This is a genomic window from Pantoea cypripedii (assembly GCF_011395035.1).
GTDB lineage: Bacteria > Pseudomonadota > Gammaproteobacteria > Enterobacterales > Enterobacteriaceae > Pantoea > Pantoea cypripedii_A.
This window is the reverse complement of record NZ_CP024768.1, coordinates 4,290,512-4,311,297: the sequence shown is the minus strand read 5'-3', so window position 1 is coordinate 4,311,297 and position 20,786 is coordinate 4,290,512. Positions and strand designations below refer to the sequence as shown.

Annotated in this window: 19 protein-coding genes; 8 read left to right on the top strand and 11 right to left on the bottom strand. The window is 55.5% G+C overall.

The annotated features are described in order from the left end of the window. Positions 1-62: 62 nt before the first annotated feature. The 6 genes from CUN67_RS20165 to dnaA form a co-directional block, all read right to left on the bottom strand. Positions 63-986 (bottom strand): dihydrodipicolinate synthase family protein, encoded by a 924-nt coding sequence (locus CUN67_RS20165; RefSeq protein ID WP_208716997.1) that lies wholly within the window; start codon positions 984-986, stop codon positions 63-65. A gap of 36 nt (positions 987-1,022) precedes the next feature. Then, positions 1,023-2,222, bottom strand: coding sequence for a PfkB family carbohydrate kinase (locus CUN67_RS20160; protein WP_208716996.1), 1,200 nt, complete (start codon positions 2,220-2,222; stop codon positions 1,023-1,025). Between the two features lie 198 nt (positions 2,223-2,420). Next, positions 2,421-4,829, bottom strand: coding sequence for a DNA topoisomerase (ATP-hydrolyzing) subunit B (gene gyrB, locus CUN67_RS20155; RefSeq protein ID WP_208716995.1), 2,409 nt, complete (start codon positions 4,827-4,829; stop codon positions 2,421-2,423). Between the two features lie 17 nt (positions 4,830-4,846). Further along, positions 4,847-5,932: a DNA replication/repair protein RecF gene (recF, locus tag CUN67_RS20150; RefSeq protein ID WP_208716994.1), complete on the bottom strand. Its 1,086-nt coding sequence runs from the start codon at positions 5,930-5,932 to the stop codon at positions 4,847-4,849. Between the two features lie 180 nt (positions 5,933-6,112). Next, on the bottom strand, positions 6,113-7,213 hold the full coding sequence (dnaN, locus tag CUN67_RS20145) for a DNA polymerase III subunit beta (protein ID WP_208716993.1): 1,101 nt from the start codon (positions 7,211-7,213) through the stop codon (positions 6,113-6,115). Positions 7,214-7,217: 4 nt separating this feature from the next. Beyond that, the gene (gene dnaA / locus CUN67_RS20140; RefSeq protein ID WP_084878156.1) at positions 7,218-8,618 is read right to left on the bottom strand and encodes a chromosomal replication initiator protein DnaA; all 1,401 of its coding nucleotides are present in this window, start codon (positions 8,616-8,618) and stop codon (positions 7,218-7,220) included. A gap of 603 nt (positions 8,619-9,221) precedes the next feature. On the opposite strand from dnaA, the gene rpmH reads away from it, so the two are divergent. From rpmH to CUN67_RS20110, 6 genes are all read left to right on the top strand, one after another. Continuing rightward, on the top strand, positions 9,222-9,362 hold the full coding sequence (gene rpmH / locus CUN67_RS20135) for a 50S ribosomal protein L34 (RefSeq protein WP_003849659.1): 141 nt from the start codon (positions 9,222-9,224) through the stop codon (positions 9,360-9,362). Between the two features lie 15 nt (positions 9,363-9,377). Then, positions 9,378-9,737 (top strand): ribonuclease P protein component, encoded by a 360-nt coding sequence (gene rnpA, locus CUN67_RS20130; protein WP_036625704.1) that lies wholly within the window; start codon positions 9,378-9,380, stop codon positions 9,735-9,737. Continuing rightward, on the top strand, positions 9,701-9,958 hold the full coding sequence (gene yidD / locus CUN67_RS20125; RefSeq protein ID WP_084878154.1) for a membrane protein insertion efficiency factor YidD: 258 nt from the start codon (positions 9,701-9,703) through the stop codon (positions 9,956-9,958). The genes rnpA and yidD overlap by 37 nt, the downstream gene beginning before the upstream one ends. 2 nt (positions 9,959-9,960) lie before the next feature. Further along, positions 9,961-11,607, top strand: coding sequence for a membrane protein insertase YidC (gene yidC, locus CUN67_RS20120; RefSeq protein ID WP_208716992.1), 1,647 nt, complete (start codon positions 9,961-9,963; stop codon positions 11,605-11,607). 204 nt (positions 11,608-11,811) lie between these two features. Then, positions 11,812-13,176, top strand: a complete 1,365-nt coding sequence (gene mnmE, locus CUN67_RS20115) for a tRNA uridine-5-carboxymethylaminomethyl(34) synthesis GTPase MnmE (protein ID WP_208716991.1) — start codon at positions 11,812-11,814, stop codon at positions 13,174-13,176. Positions 13,177-13,416: 240 nt separating this feature from the next. Then, positions 13,417-14,007 carry a malonic semialdehyde reductase gene (locus CUN67_RS20110; RefSeq protein WP_208716990.1) on the top strand — a complete coding sequence of 197 codons (591 nt, stop codon included), beginning with the start codon at positions 13,417-13,419 and terminating at the stop codon, positions 14,005-14,007. A gap of 59 nt (positions 14,008-14,066) precedes the next feature. On the opposite strand, the gene CUN67_RS20105 is transcribed toward CUN67_RS20110, so the two are convergent. Further along, positions 14,067-14,573: a flavin reductase family protein gene (locus CUN67_RS20105; protein WP_208716989.1), complete on the bottom strand. Its 507-nt coding sequence runs from the start codon at positions 14,571-14,573 to the stop codon at positions 14,067-14,069. A 302-nt stretch (positions 14,574-14,875) separates the two neighbouring features. Here CUN67_RS20105 and CUN67_RS20100 point away from each other — a divergent pair, with 302 nt between their 5' ends. Then, entirely contained in the window at positions 14,876-15,634 is a 759-nt protein-coding gene (locus CUN67_RS20100; RefSeq protein ID WP_208716988.1) for a 4'-phosphopantetheinyl transferase family protein, read from the top strand. A gap of 32 nt (positions 15,635-15,666) precedes the next feature. Here the strand turns inward: CUN67_RS20100 and CUN67_RS20095 are convergent, their stop codons facing one another. Continuing rightward, the gene (locus CUN67_RS20095; protein WP_208716987.1) at positions 15,667-16,980 is read right to left on the bottom strand and encodes an NCS2 family permease; all 1,314 of its coding nucleotides are present in this window, start codon (positions 16,978-16,980) and stop codon (positions 15,667-15,669) included. A 140-nt stretch (positions 16,981-17,120) separates the two neighbouring features. On the opposite strand from CUN67_RS20095, the gene yieH reads away from it, so the two are divergent. Beyond that, complete coding sequence (gene yieH / locus CUN67_RS20090) at positions 17,121-17,780, top strand: 6-phosphogluconate phosphatase (RefSeq protein ID WP_208716986.1); 660 nt, start codon at positions 17,121-17,123, stop codon at positions 17,778-17,780. 93 nt (positions 17,781-17,873) lie between these two features. On the opposite strand, the gene CUN67_RS20085 is transcribed toward yieH, so the two are convergent. The 3 genes from CUN67_RS20085 to pstB all read right to left on the bottom strand — a co-directional run bounded on the left by CUN67_RS20085 (position 17,874) and on the right by pstB (position 20,747). After that, positions 17,874-19,115: an MFS transporter gene (locus tag CUN67_RS20085; RefSeq protein ID WP_208716985.1), complete on the bottom strand. Its 1,242-nt coding sequence runs from the start codon at positions 19,113-19,115 to the stop codon at positions 17,874-17,876. Between the two features lie 106 nt (positions 19,116-19,221). Next, positions 19,222-19,956 (bottom strand): phosphate signaling complex protein PhoU, encoded by a 735-nt coding sequence (phoU, locus tag CUN67_RS20080; RefSeq protein WP_208716984.1) that lies wholly within the window; start codon positions 19,954-19,956, stop codon positions 19,222-19,224. Between the two features lie 17 nt (positions 19,957-19,973). Continuing rightward, entirely contained in the window at positions 19,974-20,747 is a 774-nt protein-coding gene (gene pstB / locus CUN67_RS20075; protein WP_208716983.1) for a phosphate ABC transporter ATP-binding protein PstB, read from the bottom strand. Positions 20,748-20,786: the final 39 nt, after the last annotated feature.

Genomic DNA, 20,786 nt, shown 5'->3' with positions numbered 1-20,786 from the left:
CATTAGTGGGTTCAGGTACAGCCGTTGCGGCGCGATTTATCGCGCCGCGATAAATGTGGATGTTACTTTTCGATACGCTGCTGCCAAATCTGGCTGCCATCACGGATCTGGTCGAGCAGTACGCCCAGACCCCAGAATTTCTCCAGCACGTTGTCTTTGTTGACGCGGCAATGTTCACTGGCGAAGGTGCCGAGGCGCTGATGGTAGATTTTGGCGTTTTTCGGATAGCCGAGGGTTTCCGTCACCGCGCTAAGCGACAGGAACAAAGACAGCTCGTGAGCTTTTTCCGCCTGCTGCGCACCCTGGTGGTAAAGCCAGTGATACAGGCCAGGATGGAAGTTGGTGAAGACGCCACTGAAGCCTTTAGAACCGGCCTGTATGGCGGGCCAGGCGATGGCGGCGTTGGCGTTGATCACCGCCAGAGGCGTACCTTCGGCCAGTTGTACACGGCGGGTCACGGTCGGCAGATCGCAGCTCACATCCTTCAGCACCACGAAACGACCGCTGTTGGCGCAGAAGCTGAACTCTTCATCGCTCAGCAGACGACGGTACGGTGCCGGGCACTCGTACAGGCCGAGCGGCAGGGTGGCAGGCAGCGCGTTGAGCAGATGATTGAGATGCGCGTAGAAGGTGGCGCTGCCTTCATTTTTCGGGTCAAGGTGGTTGGTCACCAGCACCAGCGCATCAATGCCGGTGTTCGCCATCGCCTGCAACTCGGTGGTTTGTTCAGCCAGATCGTCGCTGATGTGGCCAGAGGCAATGACCGGCACGCGGCCCTGCACTTTCTCCACCACAAACTTCGCCAGCGCCACGCGTTCCTCAAGGCTGAGGAACTGCATCTCGCTTGACTGACACACGGCAAACAGCGCATCGACGCCTTCCGCCAGATACCAGTTAATCAGTCGCTCCAGTCCTGGATAATCAACCTGGTTGTCGGCGGTAAACGGGGTGAGCATAACCGGCACAATGCCTTCGATTTTTTTCATGTTCTCTCCTGCCAGCGGTTCCACCGCTGTGATTTGTTATCGTTGATGAAGTCGGGCCATAACCTGTTGTCGATCCGGCATATTGCTGGCACCTTCACGTTCCACAGCCAGCGCGGCAAAGGCCGATGCCCAGGTCGCGGCCTGCAACAGGCTTTGCCCCTGTGCCAGGGCCGCGGCCAGTGCACCATTAAAGGCATCGCCTGCGCCGGTGGTGTCGACGCTCAGCGCCGGAAAAGCGGGAATATGATGAAATTGTTGGTTATCAAGCAGTAACGCACCGCGTGACCCCATGGTAATGATGACGCGCCGTGCACCGAGCTGGACGATGGCCTGGGCCGCTGCGCGCGCAGTGGCTAAATCGACGATTTCAATGCCGGACAGCAGCGAGGCTTCGGTCTCGTTGGGGGTCAGCACGTCGATCATCGCCAGACAACTCAGCACCTCGGCGGAAAACGGTGCCGGATTCATAATCACCCGCACACCCAGCGTATGCGCGAGGCGGATAGCGCTGCGCGTCGCCTCGAAGTTGTTTTCCAGTTGCAGCAACAGCACGCTGGCATCCGACAGCTCGTGCGTCAGTTCGGCGATTTCGTCGTCGGTGAAGGTTTTGTTCGCGCCGGAATAGATGGCGATCATGTTCTCGCCATTCTCCTGCGAGACGTAAATGATGGCGCTACCGGTCGGCTCACTGTCCGTCTGGTACAAACGGAACGAATGAATACCAGAGGCGGAAAGGTGGTCGAAGGCAAATTTGCTGAACTGATCGGTGCCAACTTTCGCGACAAAATGCACTCGCGTACCGGCACAGCTGGCTGCCATCGCCTGGTTGGCACCTTTGCCCCCCGGACCGAGGGTGCTGCCAAGTGCCAGCAGCGATTCGCCGCCCCGGGGGAAACGCGCGACTTTCGCCACGATATCCACGTTGAAAGCGCCCAGAATGCATACTTTGCCGCTCTTTTCTGACGCTTTGGCGACCGTTTGCCGCGCCTGCAACCGTTCCAGCAACACTTCAAAATTGCCGCCGCTTTCGCTGATCAGCTTTTCCTGTAAGTTGCGACGCAGCGCGATGGCTCCGCCATAGCAGCGCTGCACCAGGCCCTCGCGCGCCAGTGCGCCGAGATCGGTACGAATGGTTTCACGCGTCACGCCCAGCTGGCTCGCCAGTCCGTTAACCGTGACGCGATCGTGTTCATCCAGCCATTTAAGTATTTGGTTGCGTCGTTCTTCCAGAAACATGCGTCATCCCCTCCGCTTCGCCAAAAGCGTAAGGGAGCAGCTCACAGATGTAAGTGACACGGATCGCAGCGCACGGGAAAAAACGGAAGCAAACAAAAGCTAACGCAGATGTTTTTTAAGCAAAAAGGGAAATGTCAGGCGGGTAACAACGGAGGCAGAAACAAAAAACCCTTCCCGGCTGGGAAGGGTTTTGGCACATCAGATATCGATATTGGCCGCTTTCAACGCGTTCTCTTCGATGAAGGCGCGGCGCGGTTCAACCGCATCGCCCATCAGCGTAGTGAACAGCTGGTCGGCAGCGATGGCGTCTTTGATAGTGACGCGCAGCATACGGCGGCTGTCCGGGTCCATGGTGGTTTCCCACAGCTGCTCCGGGTTCATCTCGCCCAGACCTTTGTAACGCTGTACCGACAGACCACGACGCGACTCTTTCACCAGCCATTCAATCGCCTGTTCGAAACTGGTCACCGGCTGACGACGCTCACCACGTTCGATAAAGGCATCTTCCTCGATCAGCCCGCGCAGTTTATCGCCAAGATCGCAGATTTTGCGGTATTCCGGACCAGCGATGAATTCGCTGTCCAGCGGGTAATCGGTATCCACACCGTGGGTACGGACACGCAGCACCGGCTCGAACAGGTTCTGTTCACGGTTAGCGCGCACCTGCGACACGTAGGTGCTGCCGTGCGCTTCGCGCTCGGTCAGGTACGCCACCAGCCCATCCAGCCAGCCTTTCACCGCGGCTTCATCGCTGAGATCGCTCAGGGTTGGGTGGTAAATCAGGCTACGCAGCAGCGCGAGCGGATAGCGGCGCTCCATACGTTTGATCATGCGCTGCGTGCTGTTGAAGCTCGCCACCAGATTTTCCAGCGGCTCGCCACCCAGCGCCGGGGCGCTGGCGTTGGTGTGCAGGGTCGCGCCATCCAGAGCGATAGCGATTTGATACTGATCCATCGCTTCATCGTCTTTGATGTACTGCTCCTGCTTGCCTTTCTTCACTTTATACAGCGGCGGCTGAGCAATGTAGACATGACCACGTTCCACGATTTCCGGCATCTGACGATAGAAGAAGGTCAACAGCAGGGTACGAATGTGCGAGCCGTCGACGTCCGCATCGGTCATGATGATGATGCTGTGATAACGCAGTTTATCCGGGTTGTATTCGTCACGGCCAATGCCGCAGCCCAGCGCGGTAATCAGTGTGGCAACTTCCTGCGAGGAAAGCATCTTGTCGAAACGCGCTTTCTCAACGTTAAGGATTTTACCTTTCAGCGGCAGAATCGCCTGATTTTTACGGTTGCGGCCCTGTTTGGCTGAACCGCCTGCGGAGTCACCCTCCACCAGGTAGATTTCGGACAGCGCCGGGTCGCGTTCCTGACAATCCGCCAGTTTGCCTGGCAGGCCAGCCAGATCCAGCGCGCCTTTACGGCGGGTCATTTCACGGGCACGACGTGCCGCTTCACGCGCACGCGCCGCATCAATAATTTTACCGACGACGATTTTCGCGTCAGACGGGTTTTCCAGCAGATACTCAGCCAGCAGTTCGTTCATCTGCTGTTCAACCGCCGATTTCACTTCTGAAGAAACCAGCTTGTCTTTGGTCTGCGAGGAGAATTTCGGATCCGGCACTTTTACCGAAACCACAGCGATCAAACCTTCGCGCGCGTCATCGCCGGTGGCGCTGACTTTGGCCTTTTTGCTGTAACCTTCTTTGTCCATATAGGCATTCAGGGTACGCGTCATCGCCGCACGGAAGCCCGCAAGGTGAGTACCGCCATCACGCTGCGGAATGTTGTTGGTGAAGCAGTAGATATTTTCCTGGAAACCATCATTCCACTGCAACGCCACTTCCACACCAATGCCGTCCTTCTCAGTGGAGAAGTAGAACACGTTCGGGTGAATGGGGTTTTTATTGCGGTTGAGGTACTCAACAAACGCCTTGATACCACCTTCGTAGTGGTAATGGTCGTTTTTGTCATCGCGCTTGTCTTCCAGGCGGATCGACACGCCAGAATTGAGGAACGACAGCTCACGCAGGCGTTTTGCCAGGATCTCGTACTCAAATTCCGTCACATTGGTGAAGGTTTCATGGCTCGGCCAGAAACGCACGCGCGTGCCGGTCGCATCAGTGTCACCGACCACGGCCAGCGGTGCCTGCGGCACGCCGTGAACGTAGGTTTGCTGGTGCACTTTGCCATCGCGACGAATGGTCAGTTCCAGTTTCTGCGACAGGGCGTTAACCACGGAAACACCTACGCCGTGCAGACCACCGGAAACTTTATAGGAGTTATCGTCGAACTTACCGCCCGCGTGCAGTACCGTCATGATAACTTCAGCCGCCGATACGCCCTCTTCCGGGTGAATGCCCGTCGGGATACCACGACCATCATCCTGTACCGATACTGAGTTATCGGCATGAATGGTCACCACGATGTCACTACAATAACCGGCGAGCGCTTCGTCAATGGCGTTATCCACGACCTCGAATACCATGTGATGCAGACCGGTGCCGTCATCCGTATCGCCGATATACATGCCAGGGCGTTTGCGTACCGCATCAAGCCCTTTCAGAACTTTGATACTTGAGGAGTCATAAGAATTCGACATCAACGTTTCTCGCTCATTTAATCTTCAGGTTGAACTGCTATTTTACCCTGTTCCACGCGGAACATCTTGCCCTTTTCGTCACTCATGTCGATTACATGCTCGACACCAATGGCACTGACGAAGACCTGAGCCTGAGTGGCTTTTAAACGCTCCGCTAACAGGCGGCGACGCACGTCATCCAGCTCTGAAGCAAAGTCATCAATCAGGTACAGGCAACGACGTCCGCTACTGCGCGTCAGGTATTCCCCCTGCGCCAGGCGCAGCGCACACATCAGCAGTTTTAACTGGCCGCGTGAGAGTAAATCTTCCACCGGCGTCCCTTCGGCACGAATGCGGAAATCCGCTTTGTGCGGGCCGCTGGCGGTGTATGTCAGCGCGCGATCGCGCTCGAAATTGCGTTCCAGCAATTCGCCGTAGTCGCTTTCCTTGTCCCAGCCACGCTGGAAGGAAAACGCCAGTTCAAATTCCGGCAAAAACTGGGCGCAGGTGGCGGTGATTTCACTGGAGATCGCTGAGCTGTATTCAGCGCGCCAGGCGCTGATTTGCTCCGCCAGCGGCACCAGTTCCTGATCCCACGGGCGGATCTGGCTGTAACGCGTGACCTGACGCAGTGCGGCGTTACGCTGCTTGAGCAAACGGCGCAGATTGCTCCAGGCATTGAAAAAACCGGGGGCAGCATGAAAACAGCCCCAGTCGATATAGGCTCTACGGTATTTGGGGCCGCCGTTGAGCAAAGTAAACCCCTCCGGGGTGATTAACTGCATCGGCAGCAATTGCGCCAGTTCGGCCACTTTATGGCCGTCGCTGCCATCAATGCGCACCTTGCTTTCCCCGGCGCGATTCTTCGTCAGTCCCACCGCCAGTTCACGTTCGCTGCCCTCGATACGGCCATGCAGCACAAAGGCGTCCTGATCGTGACGAATCACCCGTCCGGCTTGCAGGCTGCGAAAAGCACGACCATGGCCCAGGGTATAAATGGCCTCCAGCACGCTGGTTTTGCCACTGCCGTTGGCACCGACGAGGAAGTTAAATCCTGGCGCTAAGGTCAGATCGGCCTGCTCAATGTTGCGAAAATCTTTAATCAGGAGGCGGGTTAAAGCCATCAATCAATCCAGCTTTGAAGGACAAGAAGAGGGTTTAGCTAACTTTGCTTTACCAGGCCGTCGGCGTCGCAGTCAGTCTGGTTACGGCCAGCGCGCAGGCCCTGGGAGCATACTAAAGTATGTGACCAGGGACGAGCACTGCCCGGGACCAGAATGGCAAGTAAGCCAGGCCGATATTGTCTACAACCTCATTGGCATGACGACGTAGGCCGCTGCTGGACTGGCGACATCTTCAATTTGTACGCTGGAGACGGAATCGGTCAGCAACAGGCGGACGTTTTCGCACTTCAGCGCATTCAGCACATCCAGCACGTAACTGACGTTGAAACCGATCTCCAGTTCGCTGCCGTTGTAGCTGACATCCAGCATCTCTTCCGCCTCTTCCTGTTCCGGGTTATTGGCGGTGATCTTCAGCTGATTTTCGGTGATATAGATACGAACACCGCGGAACTTCTCGTTTGACAGGATTGCCGCACGGGCAAACGCCTGCTTCAGGAGATCGCAACCGGCTTCCAGCGCTTTGTCAGGATTCTTCGGCAATACGCGGCGATAATCCGGGAAACGGCCATCAACCAGCTTCGATGTAAAGATAAAGTCGCCGACATGCGCACGGATATTGCTGCTGCCAATCTGTACCTGCAACGGAGTTTCGCCGCCGTCGAGCAGGCGAACCAGCTCAATCACCCCTTTACGCGGTACGATCACCGAATGGTCAGGCAACGCCTGGCCTATCGGCATCGAGCAAACCGCCAGACGGTGGCCGTCGGTCGCCACGGTACGCAGTTCTTCCCCTTCGGTTTCGAACAACATGCCGTTGAGGTAGTAACGCACATCCTGATGCGCCATCGAAAACTGTGTCGCTTCAATCAGGCGTTTCAGCGTGGCCTGTGGCAAGGTGAACTCCACCTCGCTCTGCCAGTCATCCAGATTCGGGAAGTCACTGGCAGGCAGCGTGGAAAGCGAAAAACGGCTACGCCCAGAACGCACCAGCATTCTGTCGCCTTCCAGGGTCAGGCTGATTTCAGCGCCATCCGGTAATCCACGGCAAATATCGAGGAATTTGCGCGCCGGAACGGTGGTTGCGCCGGGTTCATGCGGCTGCGTTAACGTAACGCGTGCCACCATCTCCATTTCCAGATCGGTGCCGGTCAGCAACAAAGTGCCGTCATTGACCTGCAGCAGTAAATTTCCGAGGATCGGCAGCGTCGGACGCCCACCGAGCGGGCCGCTGACCTGTTGCAGCGGTTTCAGCAACTGCTCACGTTCAACAATAAATTTCATAGCGTCAGGAAGATAAAGTTCGAATGAGGTTAGAGAAATCTTCTTTGATGTCGTGGCTCTCTTCACGCAACTGCTCGATTTTACGGCAGGCGTGTAGCACGGTGGTATGGTCACGGCCACCAAACGCATCACCAATTTCCGGCAGGCTATGGTTGGTCAGCTCTTTCGCCATCGCCATCGCCATCTGGCGCGGACGCGCTACCGAGCGCGAACGGCGCTTGGAAAGCAGATCAGCCACTTTAATTTTGTAGTACTCCGCCACCGTCTTCTGAATATTGTCGATGGTGACCAGCTTTTCCTGCAACGCCAGCAGATCGCGCAGCGCTTCGCGAACGAAGTCGATGGTAATGGCGCGACCGGTAAAGTTGGCGTTGGCAATCACGCGGTTCAGCGCGCCTTCCAGCTCACGAACGTTGGAACGCAGACGCTTGGCAATAAAGAACGCCACTTCACCCGGCAGGCGGATGTCGTTTTCATCGGCTTTCTTCATCAGGATGGCTACACGCGTTTCCAGCTCCGGCGGCTCGATCGCCACCGTCAGTCCCCAGCCAAAGCGTGACTTGAGACGATCCTCTACCCCGTTGATCTCTTTCGGATAGCGATCCGAGGTCAGGATGATCTGTTGATTACCTTCCAGCAGCGCATTGAAGGTGTGGAAAAACTCCTCCTGCGAGCGCTCTTTATTGGCAAAGAACTGGATATCATCGATCAGCAGGGCATCGACGGAACGGTAATAGCGTTTGAACTCTTCAATGGCGTTGTTTTGCAGGGCTTTCACCATATCCTGCACAAAACGCTCGGAATGCATATAGACCACTTTGGCATTGGGCTTACGCGCCATGATGCCATTGCCGACCGCGTGTAACAGGTGGGTTTTGCCCAGACCGGTGCCACCATAAAGGAACAGCGGATTGTAAGCACCACCCGGATTGTCTGCCACCTGACGTGCCGCCGCGCGCGCCAGCTGGTTAGATTTACCTTCGACAAAGTTGTCAAAGTTATGGCGGTTATTCACGTTGGAACGGTAAGTCACATCGGCCGGAGCAGGCACCGAATCCCAGCTGGGACGCAGGGTTTGCGCCGGAGCCGGACGGTTTTGTGCCGGAGCCGGCGCGCTGACGCTGGCCATCGCAGGCTGGCTGGTCGCGACCTGCGCGACCGGACGCGTACCCACCTCAAAACGCAGCAACGGCACATCCGCTCCGCAGAATTCATTCAGCAGCCCATTGATACTGTTGAGATATTTATCCCGAACCCAGTCGAGTACAAACCGATTTGGTGCATACAAGGCCAGCGTATTGTCGTTTAATTCAGCCTGCAGCGGACGAATCCACATGCTGAATTCGGTGGCAGGAAGCTCATCCTGCAAACGGGCAAGACACTGTTGCCAAAGCGTAAGTGACACGGCGGACTCCACTCGTACAAAATCGATAAGAATTTTAGGCGCTAATAAAAGAAACGTTCGTTTTTTGACACAGGCGATCAGAAAGCGCCCGCGACCGCTATCCGCGGTAGTCTCCCCGTCGATCGCAGTGCGGATCGTCAGCGGAAGGGCGGATCATAGCGCAAAGCGGCACAGAGATCTTCCCTTTCTACACAGTTTTGATCCAATTTATCCACAGGGTACTGGCGCGCTAAAGAGTTTACGCCTTCTGGCGGAAAAGCGAGCGGGGATCCGGATGAAAGCTGCAAATTTTCTGGCGGCGTCTCGTTTTCTGTGCAAAAAATCCACTTACCGATCGCAAGAAGATCCTGCGCGATCCTTGCGCTTTGCCGTATAGCCCGTATAATTCTCCACCCCGGCGTTGTCGCGTTTAGCCCAATGCCCGGAAACAGCGGGCTGTATCCGGGTTTTCCTGGTACCGCGACCAGCGAAGTAAATTGACTCTGGACTGTACAATTATTACAATCCCGCCTCTTTATTAAAGACACATTGAGGCGTCGGTCGTTTTACTGGCCCGAATACGCGTCACCCAGTGAAAATTTTCAAGTTTAGGTAGAAACCGCCATGAAACGCACTTTTCAACCGTCCGTACTGAAGCGCAACCGTTCTCACGGCTTCCGTGCACGTATGGCTACAAAAAATGGTCGTCAGGTTCTGGCACGTCGTCGTGCTAAAGGCCGTTCTCGTCTGACCGTTTCTAAGTAATAAAAGCTAACCCTCGTGGTTAAGCTCGCATTTCCCAGGGAGTTACGTTTGTTAACTCCCACTCATTTCACTTTCGTCTTCCAGCAGCCACAAAGGGCTGGCACGCCGCAAATCACCATCCTCGGCCGCCTTAATTCGCTGGGGCATCCCCGCATCGGTCTCACCGTCGCCAAAAAGCATGTAAAACGCGCCCATGAACGTAACCGGATCAAGCGATTGACCCGGGAAAGCTTTCGTCTGCGCCAGCATGAACTGCCTGCGATGGATTTTGTGGTCGTGGCTAAAAAAGGGGTTGCTGACCTGGATAATCGTGCGCTGGCGGAAGCGTTGGAGAAATTATGGCGTCGTCACTGTCGCCTGGCTCGCGGCTCCTGATCGCCCTGATACGCGTGTATCAACGCGCCATCAGCCCACTGCTGGGACCTCATTGCCGGTTCAATCCCTCATGCTCGCAGTATGGAATTGAGGCACTGCGTCGCTTTGGCGTCATAAAAGGTAGTTGGTTGACGATTAAACGCGTATTAAAATGCCACCCTTTGAACCCGGGTGGCGACGATCCTGTGCCGCCAAAAACCTTTGATACCAGAGAACATTAACGATGGATTCGCAACGCAATCTCTTTCTCATCGCTTTTCTGTTCGTGTCTTTTATGATCTGGCAAGCCTGGCAGACGGACCACGCTCCGCAGCCACAGCAAACCCAGACCACGCAGACCACCAACAGCACAGCGGGTGATGCCGCCTCTTCCGGCGTTCCCGGCAGCGGCCAGGGCAAAACGATCACCGTTAAGACCGATGTCCTGTCATTGAACATCAACACCCGCGGTGGCGACATCGAGCAGGCTTCACTGCTGACTTACCCGGACAAACTGGGTTCGGATGCACCGTTCCAGCTGCTTGAAACCACCCCAGCGTTCATCTATCAGGCGCAGAGCGGCTTAACCGGCCGTAACGGTCCGGATAATCCGAACAATGGCGCGCGTCCGCTTTTCACCACCACTCAGGATCACTTCGAGATGGCGGAAGGCCAGACTGAGCTGCGCGTACCGCTCACCTGGACTGGCGAAAACGGTGTGGTTTACACCAAAACCTTCGTGTTCAAACGCGGTGAATTTGCCGTGAATGTTGACTACAACATCAACAACACCAGCGAACAACCGCTGGAAGTGGCGATGTTTGGTCAGCTGAAACAGACCATCGACGTGCCGAAGCACCGCGATACCGGCAGCAACAACTTTGCTCTGCATACCTTCCGTGGTGCAGCGTACTCAACCAGCGATGCGAAATACGAAAAATATAAATTCGACACCATCGCGGATAATGAGAACCTGAACACCACCACCAGCAATGGCTGGGTGGCGATGCTGCAACAGTACTTTGCGACTGCATGGGTACCGCGTACCGAAGGCACCAACACCCTGTACACCAGCAACCTGGGTAACGGCGTTGCCGCAATCGGTTATAAATCAGCACCGGTAACCGTTGCACCTGGCGCGCAGCAGAATCTTGGCGCGACGCTGTGGGTTGGCCCGGAAATTCAGGACCAGATGGCGGCTATCGCGCCTCACCTGGATCTGACCGTGGATTACGGTTGGTTGTGGTTCATTTCGCAGCCGCTGTTCAAACTGCTGAAGTTCATCCACAGCTTTATCGGTAACTGGGGCTTCTCCATCATCGTTATCACCTTCATCGTTCGTGGCATCATGTACCCGCTGACCAAAGCGCAGTACACTTCGATGGCGAAGATGCGCATGCTGCAGCCGAAGATTCAGGCGATGCGTGAGCGTCTGGGCGATGATAAGCAGAAGATGAGCCAGGAGATGATGGCGCTGTACAAAGCGGAGAAAGTGAACCCGCTCGGCGGCTGTCTGCCGCTGGTGATTCAGATGCCAATCTTCCTTGCCCTGTACTACATGCTGTCTGGCTCGGTTGAACTGCGTCACGCGCCGTTTATTCTGTGGATTCATGACTTGTCCGCGCAGGACCCGTACTACATCCTGCCGGTTATCATGGGTATCACCATGTTCTTCATTCAGAAGATGTCACCGACCACCGTGACCGATCCGATGCAACAGAAGATCATGACTTACATGCCGGTTATTTTTACCGTGTTCTTCCTGTGGTTCCCGTCAGGTCTGGTGCTGTACTACATCGTCAGCAACCTGGTGACCATCCTCCAGCAGCAGCTGATTTATCGCGGCCTGGAAAAACGTGGTCTGCATAGCCGCGACAAGAAGAAAGCGTAACGCCCAGCTCCTGAGAGCAAGGACGTAAACATCGGGGCGGCATTTATGTCGCCCTGTTTTTTTGATTATTACCCTAAATAATTCGAGTTGCAGGAAGGCGGCAAGAGAATGAATCCCCCGGAGCTTACTGTAGTAAGCGACCGGGGTGAATGAACGCCGCCAACGAATCTGCAGCTTGAAGTATGACGGGTAAAGAGGTGAATCATGAGCCATAGCGATACCATCGTCGCCCAGGCAACGCCACCCGGCCGTGGCGGCGTCGGCATTCTGCGTATCTCCGGAGCAAAAGCGGCCGACATCGCGCAATCCGTGCTGGGTAAACTGCCGAAACCGCGCTATGCCGACTATCTGCCGTTTACCGATGCCGATGGCAGCGTGCTGGATCAGGGTATTGCGCTGTGGTTCCCAGGCCCCAATTCTTTTACCGGTGAAGACGTGCTGGAGTTGCAGGGCCACGGCGGCCCGGTGATTCTTGACCTGCTTCTGAAGCGCATTGTGGCGTTGCCAGGCGTGCGCATTGCTCAGCCGGGTGAGTTCTCCGAACGCGCTTTTCTGAACGACAAACTCGATCTGGCCCAGGCAGAAGCCATCGCTGACCTGATCGACGCCAGTTCCGAGCAGGCAGCACGCTCGGCGGTGAATTCGTTACAGGGCGCATTTTCCGTGCGTATTAACGCCCTTGTGGAAGCACTCACTTACCTGCGTATCTATGTGGAAGCGGCCATCGATTTTCCGGATGAAGAGATCGATTTCCTTTCTGACGGCAAAATTGAAGCACAGCTCAATGCGGTGATCGGCGACCTGAATGGCGTGCGGGCCGAAGCGCGCCAGGGCAGCCTGCTGCGTGAAGGGATGAAAGTGGTGATTGCTGGCCGTCCCAACGCCGGAAAATCCAGTCTTCTTAATGCATTAGCCGGACGCGAAGCCGCTATCGTCACCGATATCGCTGGCACAACGCGCGACGTGCTACGCGAACATATTCATATCGACGGCATGCCGCTGCATATCATCGACACCGCCGGTTTGCGCGATGCCAGCGACGAAGTTGAACGCATTGGTATTGAACGGGCGTGGCAGGAGATTGAACAGGCCGATCGTGTGCTGTTTATGGTGGATGGCACCACCACCGATGCCACGGAAGCTGCCGCCATCTGGCCCGATTTCGTATCACGCCTGCCTGCTGAACTGCCGATCACTGTGGTACGCAACAAAGCCGACATGACGGGCGAAACCCTCGGTCTGTCCGAAGTGAATGGTCACTCGCTTATTCGCCTGTCTGCCCGGACCGGTGAAGGCGTCGATACATTGCGCGATCATCTGAAACAGACCATGGGCTTCAGCGGCAATATGGAAGGTGGCTTCCTCGCCCGCCGTCGCCATTTGCAGGCGCTGGAGTTAGCGGCGACTCACCTGCAACAGGGCAAAGATCAACTGCTGGGTGCCTGGGCCGGTGAACTGCTGGCTGAGGAACTGCGTCTGGCGCAGCAGGCCCTGAGCGAAATTACCGGTGAGTTCACCTCGGATGACCTGCTGGGGCGGATTTTCTCCAGTTTTTGTATTGGGAAGTAATCTGACGGGAGACCCGCGCCCGCGGGTTTCTTTCACCCGATAAAGCCATTCTTCTGCCGTTATCCACTTATCTTTCTCAGCAAACAAAACAACCGGCGATGCTGCTTTGTTATTTGGCTCCCCCCTGTCTTTGCAGTATAACGATCCCACTGGTTGCGCAAAGCGCACCACCGGATCCCGGTCATTCCTCTATTCATGCTAAACATTAGGCTCAATTTGATGCCTGAAAAGGAGAGAAACATGAGTACACCGCTCGACAGCCTCGCCCTGAATGCGCTGTTCAATGAAGCCCGCACCCATAGCTACTGGCAAAACAAACCGATTTCGCAGGACCTGATACAGCAGCTCTATGCCCTGACTGCACTCGGTCCGACTTCTGCCAACTGCTCGCCGGGCCGCTTTGTGTTTGTCACTTCCCAGGAAGGGAAAGAAAAGCTGAAACCCGCACTCTCTTCCGGCAACCTGGAAAAAACCATGGCGGCTCCGGTAACGGTCATCGTCGCCTCCGATGCAGAGTTCTATGAAAATCTGCCTAAGCTGTTTCCGCACGGTGATGCACGTAGCTGGTTCACCAGCAATCCAGAGCTGGTTAAAGAGACTGCATTTCGCAACAGCAGTTTGCAGGCGGGTTACCTGATCCTGGCGGCACGCTCATTGGGGCTGGATGCTGGCCCGATGTCGGGTTTCGATCCGGCCAAAATCAATGAAGCTTTCTTCAGCAACAGCAAATGGCAGGTTAATTTGCTGATCAACCTTGGTTATGGCGAAGCGAGCAAGCTGCATCCGCGTCTGCCGCGCCTCGGTTTTGACGACGTCTGTAAGTTTGCCTGAGTCATTAAAAAGCGTCGGCCCCTGGGGCGCGACGCCTTTTCATCCTCTTCTCTGCACGCTTATCCCAGCGAATGAAAGCCGCTGTTGAAGTAGACCATCGGTTCTGCCGCTTCGCCCGGCAAATTAATGCCCACAATCCGCGCCAGCAACACGCTATGTGTATGCCAATCCACCACTTTTTCCAGCTGACAATCAAAACTCACCAGCGCATCCGCCAGTACCGGCGCGCCCGTGGTCAGGGTTTGCCAGTCACCGTGCTGGAAGCGCTCGGCGCGACGCGCTGGCTGACTGAACTGGGCGCAAAGATCGGCATGCTGTTCGCGCAGCACGTTGACAGCAAAATAGCCCGCTTGCAAAAAACCCGCATGGCTGGAGGAGCTTTGGTTGATACAAACCAGTAGGCTGGGCGGTTCTGCTGCCAGTGAACTGACCGATGAAGCAATCAGCCCGAACTTCTCATCTGCTGATTGCGTGGTAACCAGTGAAACGCCCGAGGCAAGGCGGCGCATGCCATAACGAAAGTCATCGAGTGAAATCGATTCCTGGTGAGATGAAGTAACTGACATAAAAACTCCGACGTGCATGATTCTGCGATGAAGCACGGCTGAAATCCGACAATAATAATTTTCTCATCAGCCCGCTTTTTCTTTCGCCCAAATCCTACACTACATCGACCCATTCAGCATCTAATCAGGCATTTATCAGCAAACACTTCGGAGGATATGGCTACTGGCGCGGCCTCAGCACATTGTCATGATGTTCGGTGTTATCCGAAATTCAGGGATTCCATGTAATGCCGGATGCAAAGACATGAGAAAATTCTTACAATAGGGGTGATGATTATCCGACCATTTTCACGGAGCGACAGATGGCTAGTCATTTTGTTCGATGGATGGGTAACCCGCCCCTCTCCTCTGAGACAATGCGGGTTCCACAGGATGTAATTAATAGCGCGCAACGTCTGCCCGATAAGCGTCGTGGTCGCTTTCTTGCCGCGCGTGAGCTGCTGGCGCAGCTGATGTTGCGTGTTTACGGTATCAATGAACTGCCGTTGCTTGTTACCACCAGCAGCGGTCGGCCCTGTTTTGCCGATTCCGCCCTGCCCGATTTCAGCATCGCTTATGCCGGGAATATGGTGGGTGTACTGCTGGCTGAAGAAGGGGGCCGGGCCGGGCTGGATATGGAAATTGTGCGCGCCCACAGCCGCCAGACACAGGATGCCCTGACCCAGGACCTCTCCTCCGGGGAAAAAGCCTGGATTAATGCGCAGCAGGATTTTATGGAAGCGGTGACGCAGATCTGGACGTTACGCCAGAGCATCCTCAAACTCACCGGCGAAGCAGAAAGCGGTATCGATTCACTGCGGCTGCATCCCGCTGCTGGCCGTTTGCGCTCCAGTGTGTTCCCGGATATTCAGGCGGTGTGCGATGCCGAACCGACGCTGGTTTGGTCATGCGCTTTGTCTCCGGGTACGGAACGACTTCGGTTGTGGGAAATTAATGGCGACTATCAATGGCAACCGCTGCGCGATGTGGAGATGAGTAAACCGAACATCGGCCCACGCACCTTGCGTCTGACCAGTTTACCGAGCGAACGCACCACACCGCAGGAAATGGGTCACCCATAACAAAACAGGCCGCTTATGCGGCCTGTTTGCTGTTAATGGGCGTCTACAAACACGATTTTCAGTACAAACAGCAGCGCGACCACCACCACACAAGGACTGATTTCCCGCCAGCGCCCTGTGCCCAGTTTCATCACGCAGTAAGCAATAAAGCCCAGCGCGATACCTTCCGTAATCGAGAAACTGAACGGCATCATCACCGCCGTGACAAACGCCGGAACGGCTTCGGTGAGATCGTCCCAGCGCACACGCGACAGCGAGGCTGTCATCAACACGCCGACATAGATTAAAGCGCCTGCAGCCGCGTAGGAGGGCACCATCGCCGCCAGCGGTGACAGAAACATCACCAGCAGGAACAGGATACCGGTGATCACCGCCATCAGCCCGGTGCGGCCACCAATTGCCACGCCTGAAGAACTTTCGATATAGGCGGTAACCGATGAAGTGCCAATCAGCGACCCGGCTACTGAGCTAATGCTGTCAACAAACAGCGCCTGCTTCATACGCGGGAAGGTTCCTTTTTCATCGGTCAGCCCGGCTTTGTCGGTTACGCCAATCAGCGTGCCTGAGGAGTCAAACAGGTTGACCAGCATGAAGGAGAAAATAACCCCGGCCATTCCGATATTCAGCGCACCTTTGATATCGACCTGACCCACCACGGAGCCAACAGACGGCGGTGTGGCGAACACGCCGGTAAACTTCACATCGCCGAGCAGCAGGCCAATCACAGTGGTCACCACAATCGACACCAGCACCGCCGCATGGATATTACGTGAAGCCAGAATGGCGATGATAAAGAAGCCGAGCGCGCCCAACAGCACGCTATGTGAGGTCAGGTTACCCACGGTGACCAGCGTGTCGGCATTCGGCACGATGATGCCGGCATTTTTCAGCCCCATCATCGCGATAAACAGCCCGATACCGGCCGTGATGCCCACGCGCAGGCTAAGCGGGATGTTAGCGATCATCCAGTAACGCACGCGCAACAACGTAAGGATCAATAACCCCAGCGCGCCCCAGAAGATTGCCCCCATACCGATTTGCCACGAATCCCCCATCGCGCCGACCACGACAAAGGCAAAGAAAGCATTCAGTCCCATCGCCGGTGCCAGGGCTACCGGCAGATTGGCCACCAGCCCCATCAGGATGCTGCCAAATGCAGCAATCAGACAGGTGGTGACAAACACCGCCTGGGTGTTCATCCCCGCGGCACCAAGAATCTGCGGGTTAACAAAGACGATGTACACCATCGTCAGAAAGGTGGTGAAACCGGCGATCACTTCCGTGCGCACGGTAGTACCGTGTTCCTGCAACTTAAAAATGCGCTGCAACAGACCCTGCTTGTTCATAGCATTATCCTGCTGAAAAATTTAACGCGCGTATCCTATAGATTTTACCCGCCCAGCACACTGATTTTTCGCAAGCGTTTGCTCGACGCGCGCAGTGGGTTAGAGTGACAGCTCATTGTTTACCAAAAGGATGATGTGTGATGTCAGTTGAATGTATTTTTTTTGATTGTGACGGCACGCTGGTCGACAGCGAGGTGATCTGTACGCAATCTTACGTCAACACCTTTGCCCACTATGGTATCGAGCTATCGTTACAGGAGATGTTCGAAAAATACAAAGGGGTAAAACTGTACGACATCATCCGTGATGTGGCAGCGGAACATCAGGCCGAATTACCCATCGAGGAAGTCGAAACCGCCTATCGTGCCGAAGTGGCACGGCTGTTTGACTTGCAGCTGACACCCATCGCCGGGGCCAAAGCGCTGGTGGAGCAGGTTAAAGTCCCGATGTGTGTGGTATCGAATGGCACGGTGAAGAAAATGCAGCATTCACTTGGGCTGACCGGCATGCTGCCGTACTTTGCTGAGCACCTCTACAGCGGTTATGACATCAATCACTGGAAGCCAGACCCGGAGCTGATGTATCACGCAGCCGAGCAAATGCAGGTGCCGATTGAGAAATGCATTCTGGTGGATGATTCGGAAGCGGGTGCCCGCGCTGGCATAGCTGCTGGCATTCCGGTGTTTTATTACTGCGCGGACGCGCATAACCCGGAACTTGATCACCCGCTGGTGACACGTTTTGATGATATGGCGCAGTTGCCGGAGCTATGGCGCGCGCGGGGCTGGGCGCTGGTGTAAATGCTTTCATCCGTAGCGGCGCGATTTATCGCGCGGGTTTTGGTTCATGCGCCAAAAACATTGCGCGATAAATCGCGCCGCTACGGTGTGTTATCAGCCAATTGCGCCCAGTGAATCCTCTTTGCCCTGCGTCTTCGGTAGCAAAAACAGCGTTGCCACAATATCCAGCAGATAGATCAGCGCCAGCAGCGTAATCGCCGCAGCAAATGATATTTTCGCCGCCAGTAAACCAATCACCAGCGGACCAAAACCACCCACACCACGCCCGAGGTTAAACAAGACATTCTGCGCCGTGGCGCGGGCCTGTGGTGGGAAAGTATCGGAAATCAACGCACCGTAGCCGCCAATCATGCCATTCACAAACATCCCCATTAGCGCACCGGTAAACAACATCACGGTGGGATCGCGCAACTGCGCGTAAATCACCACCATCACCACTGCGCCAAATTGATACAACAGGAAGATTTTCCAGCGGGCGAAGCGGTCCGCCAGTACGCCAAACAACCAGATACCGAACGTCATTCCCACCACAGTGACGGCGGTCCACAGGCCGGATTTGGTCAGGCTAAAGCCGAAGCTGGAGGAGAGATAACTCGGCATCCAAATCATCAGGCCGTAATAACCAAAGTTCTGTACCGAGCAGAGGATAAAGATACCCAGGCTTGCCTTGCTGGTGGCCCGGTCGCTAAACAACAAACGGATACGCGCGGCAAACGACAATTGCGGGGTTTTCGCCACATGACGGGTAAACCCTTCCGGTTCCCCCATGCTGCGGCGAATCACAAATGACACCAGCGCGGGCAACAGGCCCACGAGGAACATCCCGCGCCAGCCAATAACGCTCAGCAACGGCGGCGTGATAAAGGCCGCCAGCAACACACCCAGCTGCCAGCCAATACCCACCCAGGCAGAGGCGCGATTACGCTTCTCCTGCGGCCAGGCTTCAGCAATAAGCGCCATACCGATACCAAACTCACCGCCCAGCCCCATCCCTGCCAGAGTACGGTACGCCAGCAAATCCCAGTAGCCCTGCGCCACCGCGCATAGCCCGGTGAAAATCGAAAACATCAGGATGGTGACGGTCAGAATGCGGATGCGGCCAAAGCGGTCACTGAGATGACCAAAGACAATACCGCCCACCACGGCCCCAATCAGTGTCCAGGTGACCAGCGAGCCTGCCTGCGAAGGATCGAGCGCCAGCGATATGCTAATCGCCGGTAACATAAAGCCAAGAATCAGCAGATCGAATCCGTCCATAGCATAGCCACTGACCGCCGCCAGCATCGCTTTGGCTGGGGTTACGCTCTGTTTCTTTTGGGGGGAGAGGGGTGACATCAGCAACACCTTGTAATAAAAAGTGCGCCAAGTATAAAGAGCGGAACGCCCTGAGACCAATCAGAAATGAAGATGGCTGCCGGTCATGCAGGCAGCCATCAGGCTATCAGGACGGTTTGTTGGTGCCATCGTCGCCGGATAACAGCTCATCCAGCTTGTCACCGCCAACGTGACGGAAATCCTGTCCCTTCACGAAGTAGAAGATGATTTCGCAGATGTTCTGGCAACGGTCACCGATACGCTCGATGGCGCGGGCGCAGAACAGGGCGGTCAGTACACTGGGGATGGTACGCGGATCTTCCATCATGTAGGTCATCAGCTGACGTACAATGCCCTCGTACTCTTTATCCACCTTCTTATCTTCACGGTAGATCTGGATCGCCGCATTAAGATCCATGCGGGCAAACGCATCCAGCACGTCATGCAGCATCTGCACGGTATGATGGCCAAGTGATTCCAGGCTCACCAGCAGCGGCAGATGTTGCTGACCAAATTTCTCCAGTGCAGTGCGGCTGATTTTTTCCGCCACGTCACCGATGCGTTCCAGTTCAGAAATGGTCTTGATGATTGCCATCACCAGGCGCAGGTCGCTGGCGGTAGGCTGGCGTTTGGCGATGATGCGCACGCAGGCTTCATCAATCTCCACTTCCATCATATTAACCTTCTGGTCACCGTCGATAACGCGCTGCGCCAGTTCGCCATCCTGGTTATGCATCGCGGTAATGGCGTCGGTGAGCTGCTGCTCAACCATGCCACCCATGATCATCACCTGAGTGCGAATGTGTTCCAGCTCCGCGTTGAACTGACCGGAGATATGTTTGTTCAGATTTAAATTATCCATGTGCGTCTCCTGTCAAATCAGCCGTAACGACCGGTAATGTAGTCTTCTGTCTGTTTCTGCGCTGGCTTGGTAAACAGCGTATCGGTATCGCTGAATTCAATCAGCTCGCCCAGATACATAAACGCGGTGTGATCGGAACAACGCGCCGCCTGCTGCATGTTATGGGTTACGATCACCACGGTGTAGTCCTGCTTCAGCTCGGTGATCAGTTCTTCGATACGACCGGTTGAAATCGGGTCCAGCGCGGAACAAGGCTCATCCAGCAGCAGCACTTCCGGGCGAATCGCAATGCCGCGCGCAATGCACAGACGTTGCTGCTGACCGCCGGAGAGACTGTAACCACTCTGATGCAGCTTGTCTTTGGTTTCATTCCACAGCGCTGCCTTGCTCAACGCCCACTGCACGCGCTCATCCATATCAGCACGTGACAGCTTTTCAAACAAACGCACGCCGAAGGCGATATTGTCGTAAATCGACATCGGGAACGGCGTCGGCTTCTGGAATACCATGCCAACACGGGCGCGCAGCAGGGCAATGTCCTGGCTCGATGCCAGAATATTGTCGCCATCCAGCAGAATTTCGCCTTCTGCACGCTGCTCCGGGTAGAGCGAGTACATTTTGTTGAAGGTACGCAGCAGGGTCGATTTACCACAGCCTGACGGCCCGATAAAAGCGGTGACCTGGTTTTTCGCGATCTCCAGATTGATATTTTTCAGCGCGTGGAATTTCCCGTAATGGAAGTTCAGATTGCGCACCTGAATTTTGCCGGCAGAAGAAGTTGCCATACTCATTGCTCGTCTCTCATGTACCGCGCCGCCGAAGCCGCGCCG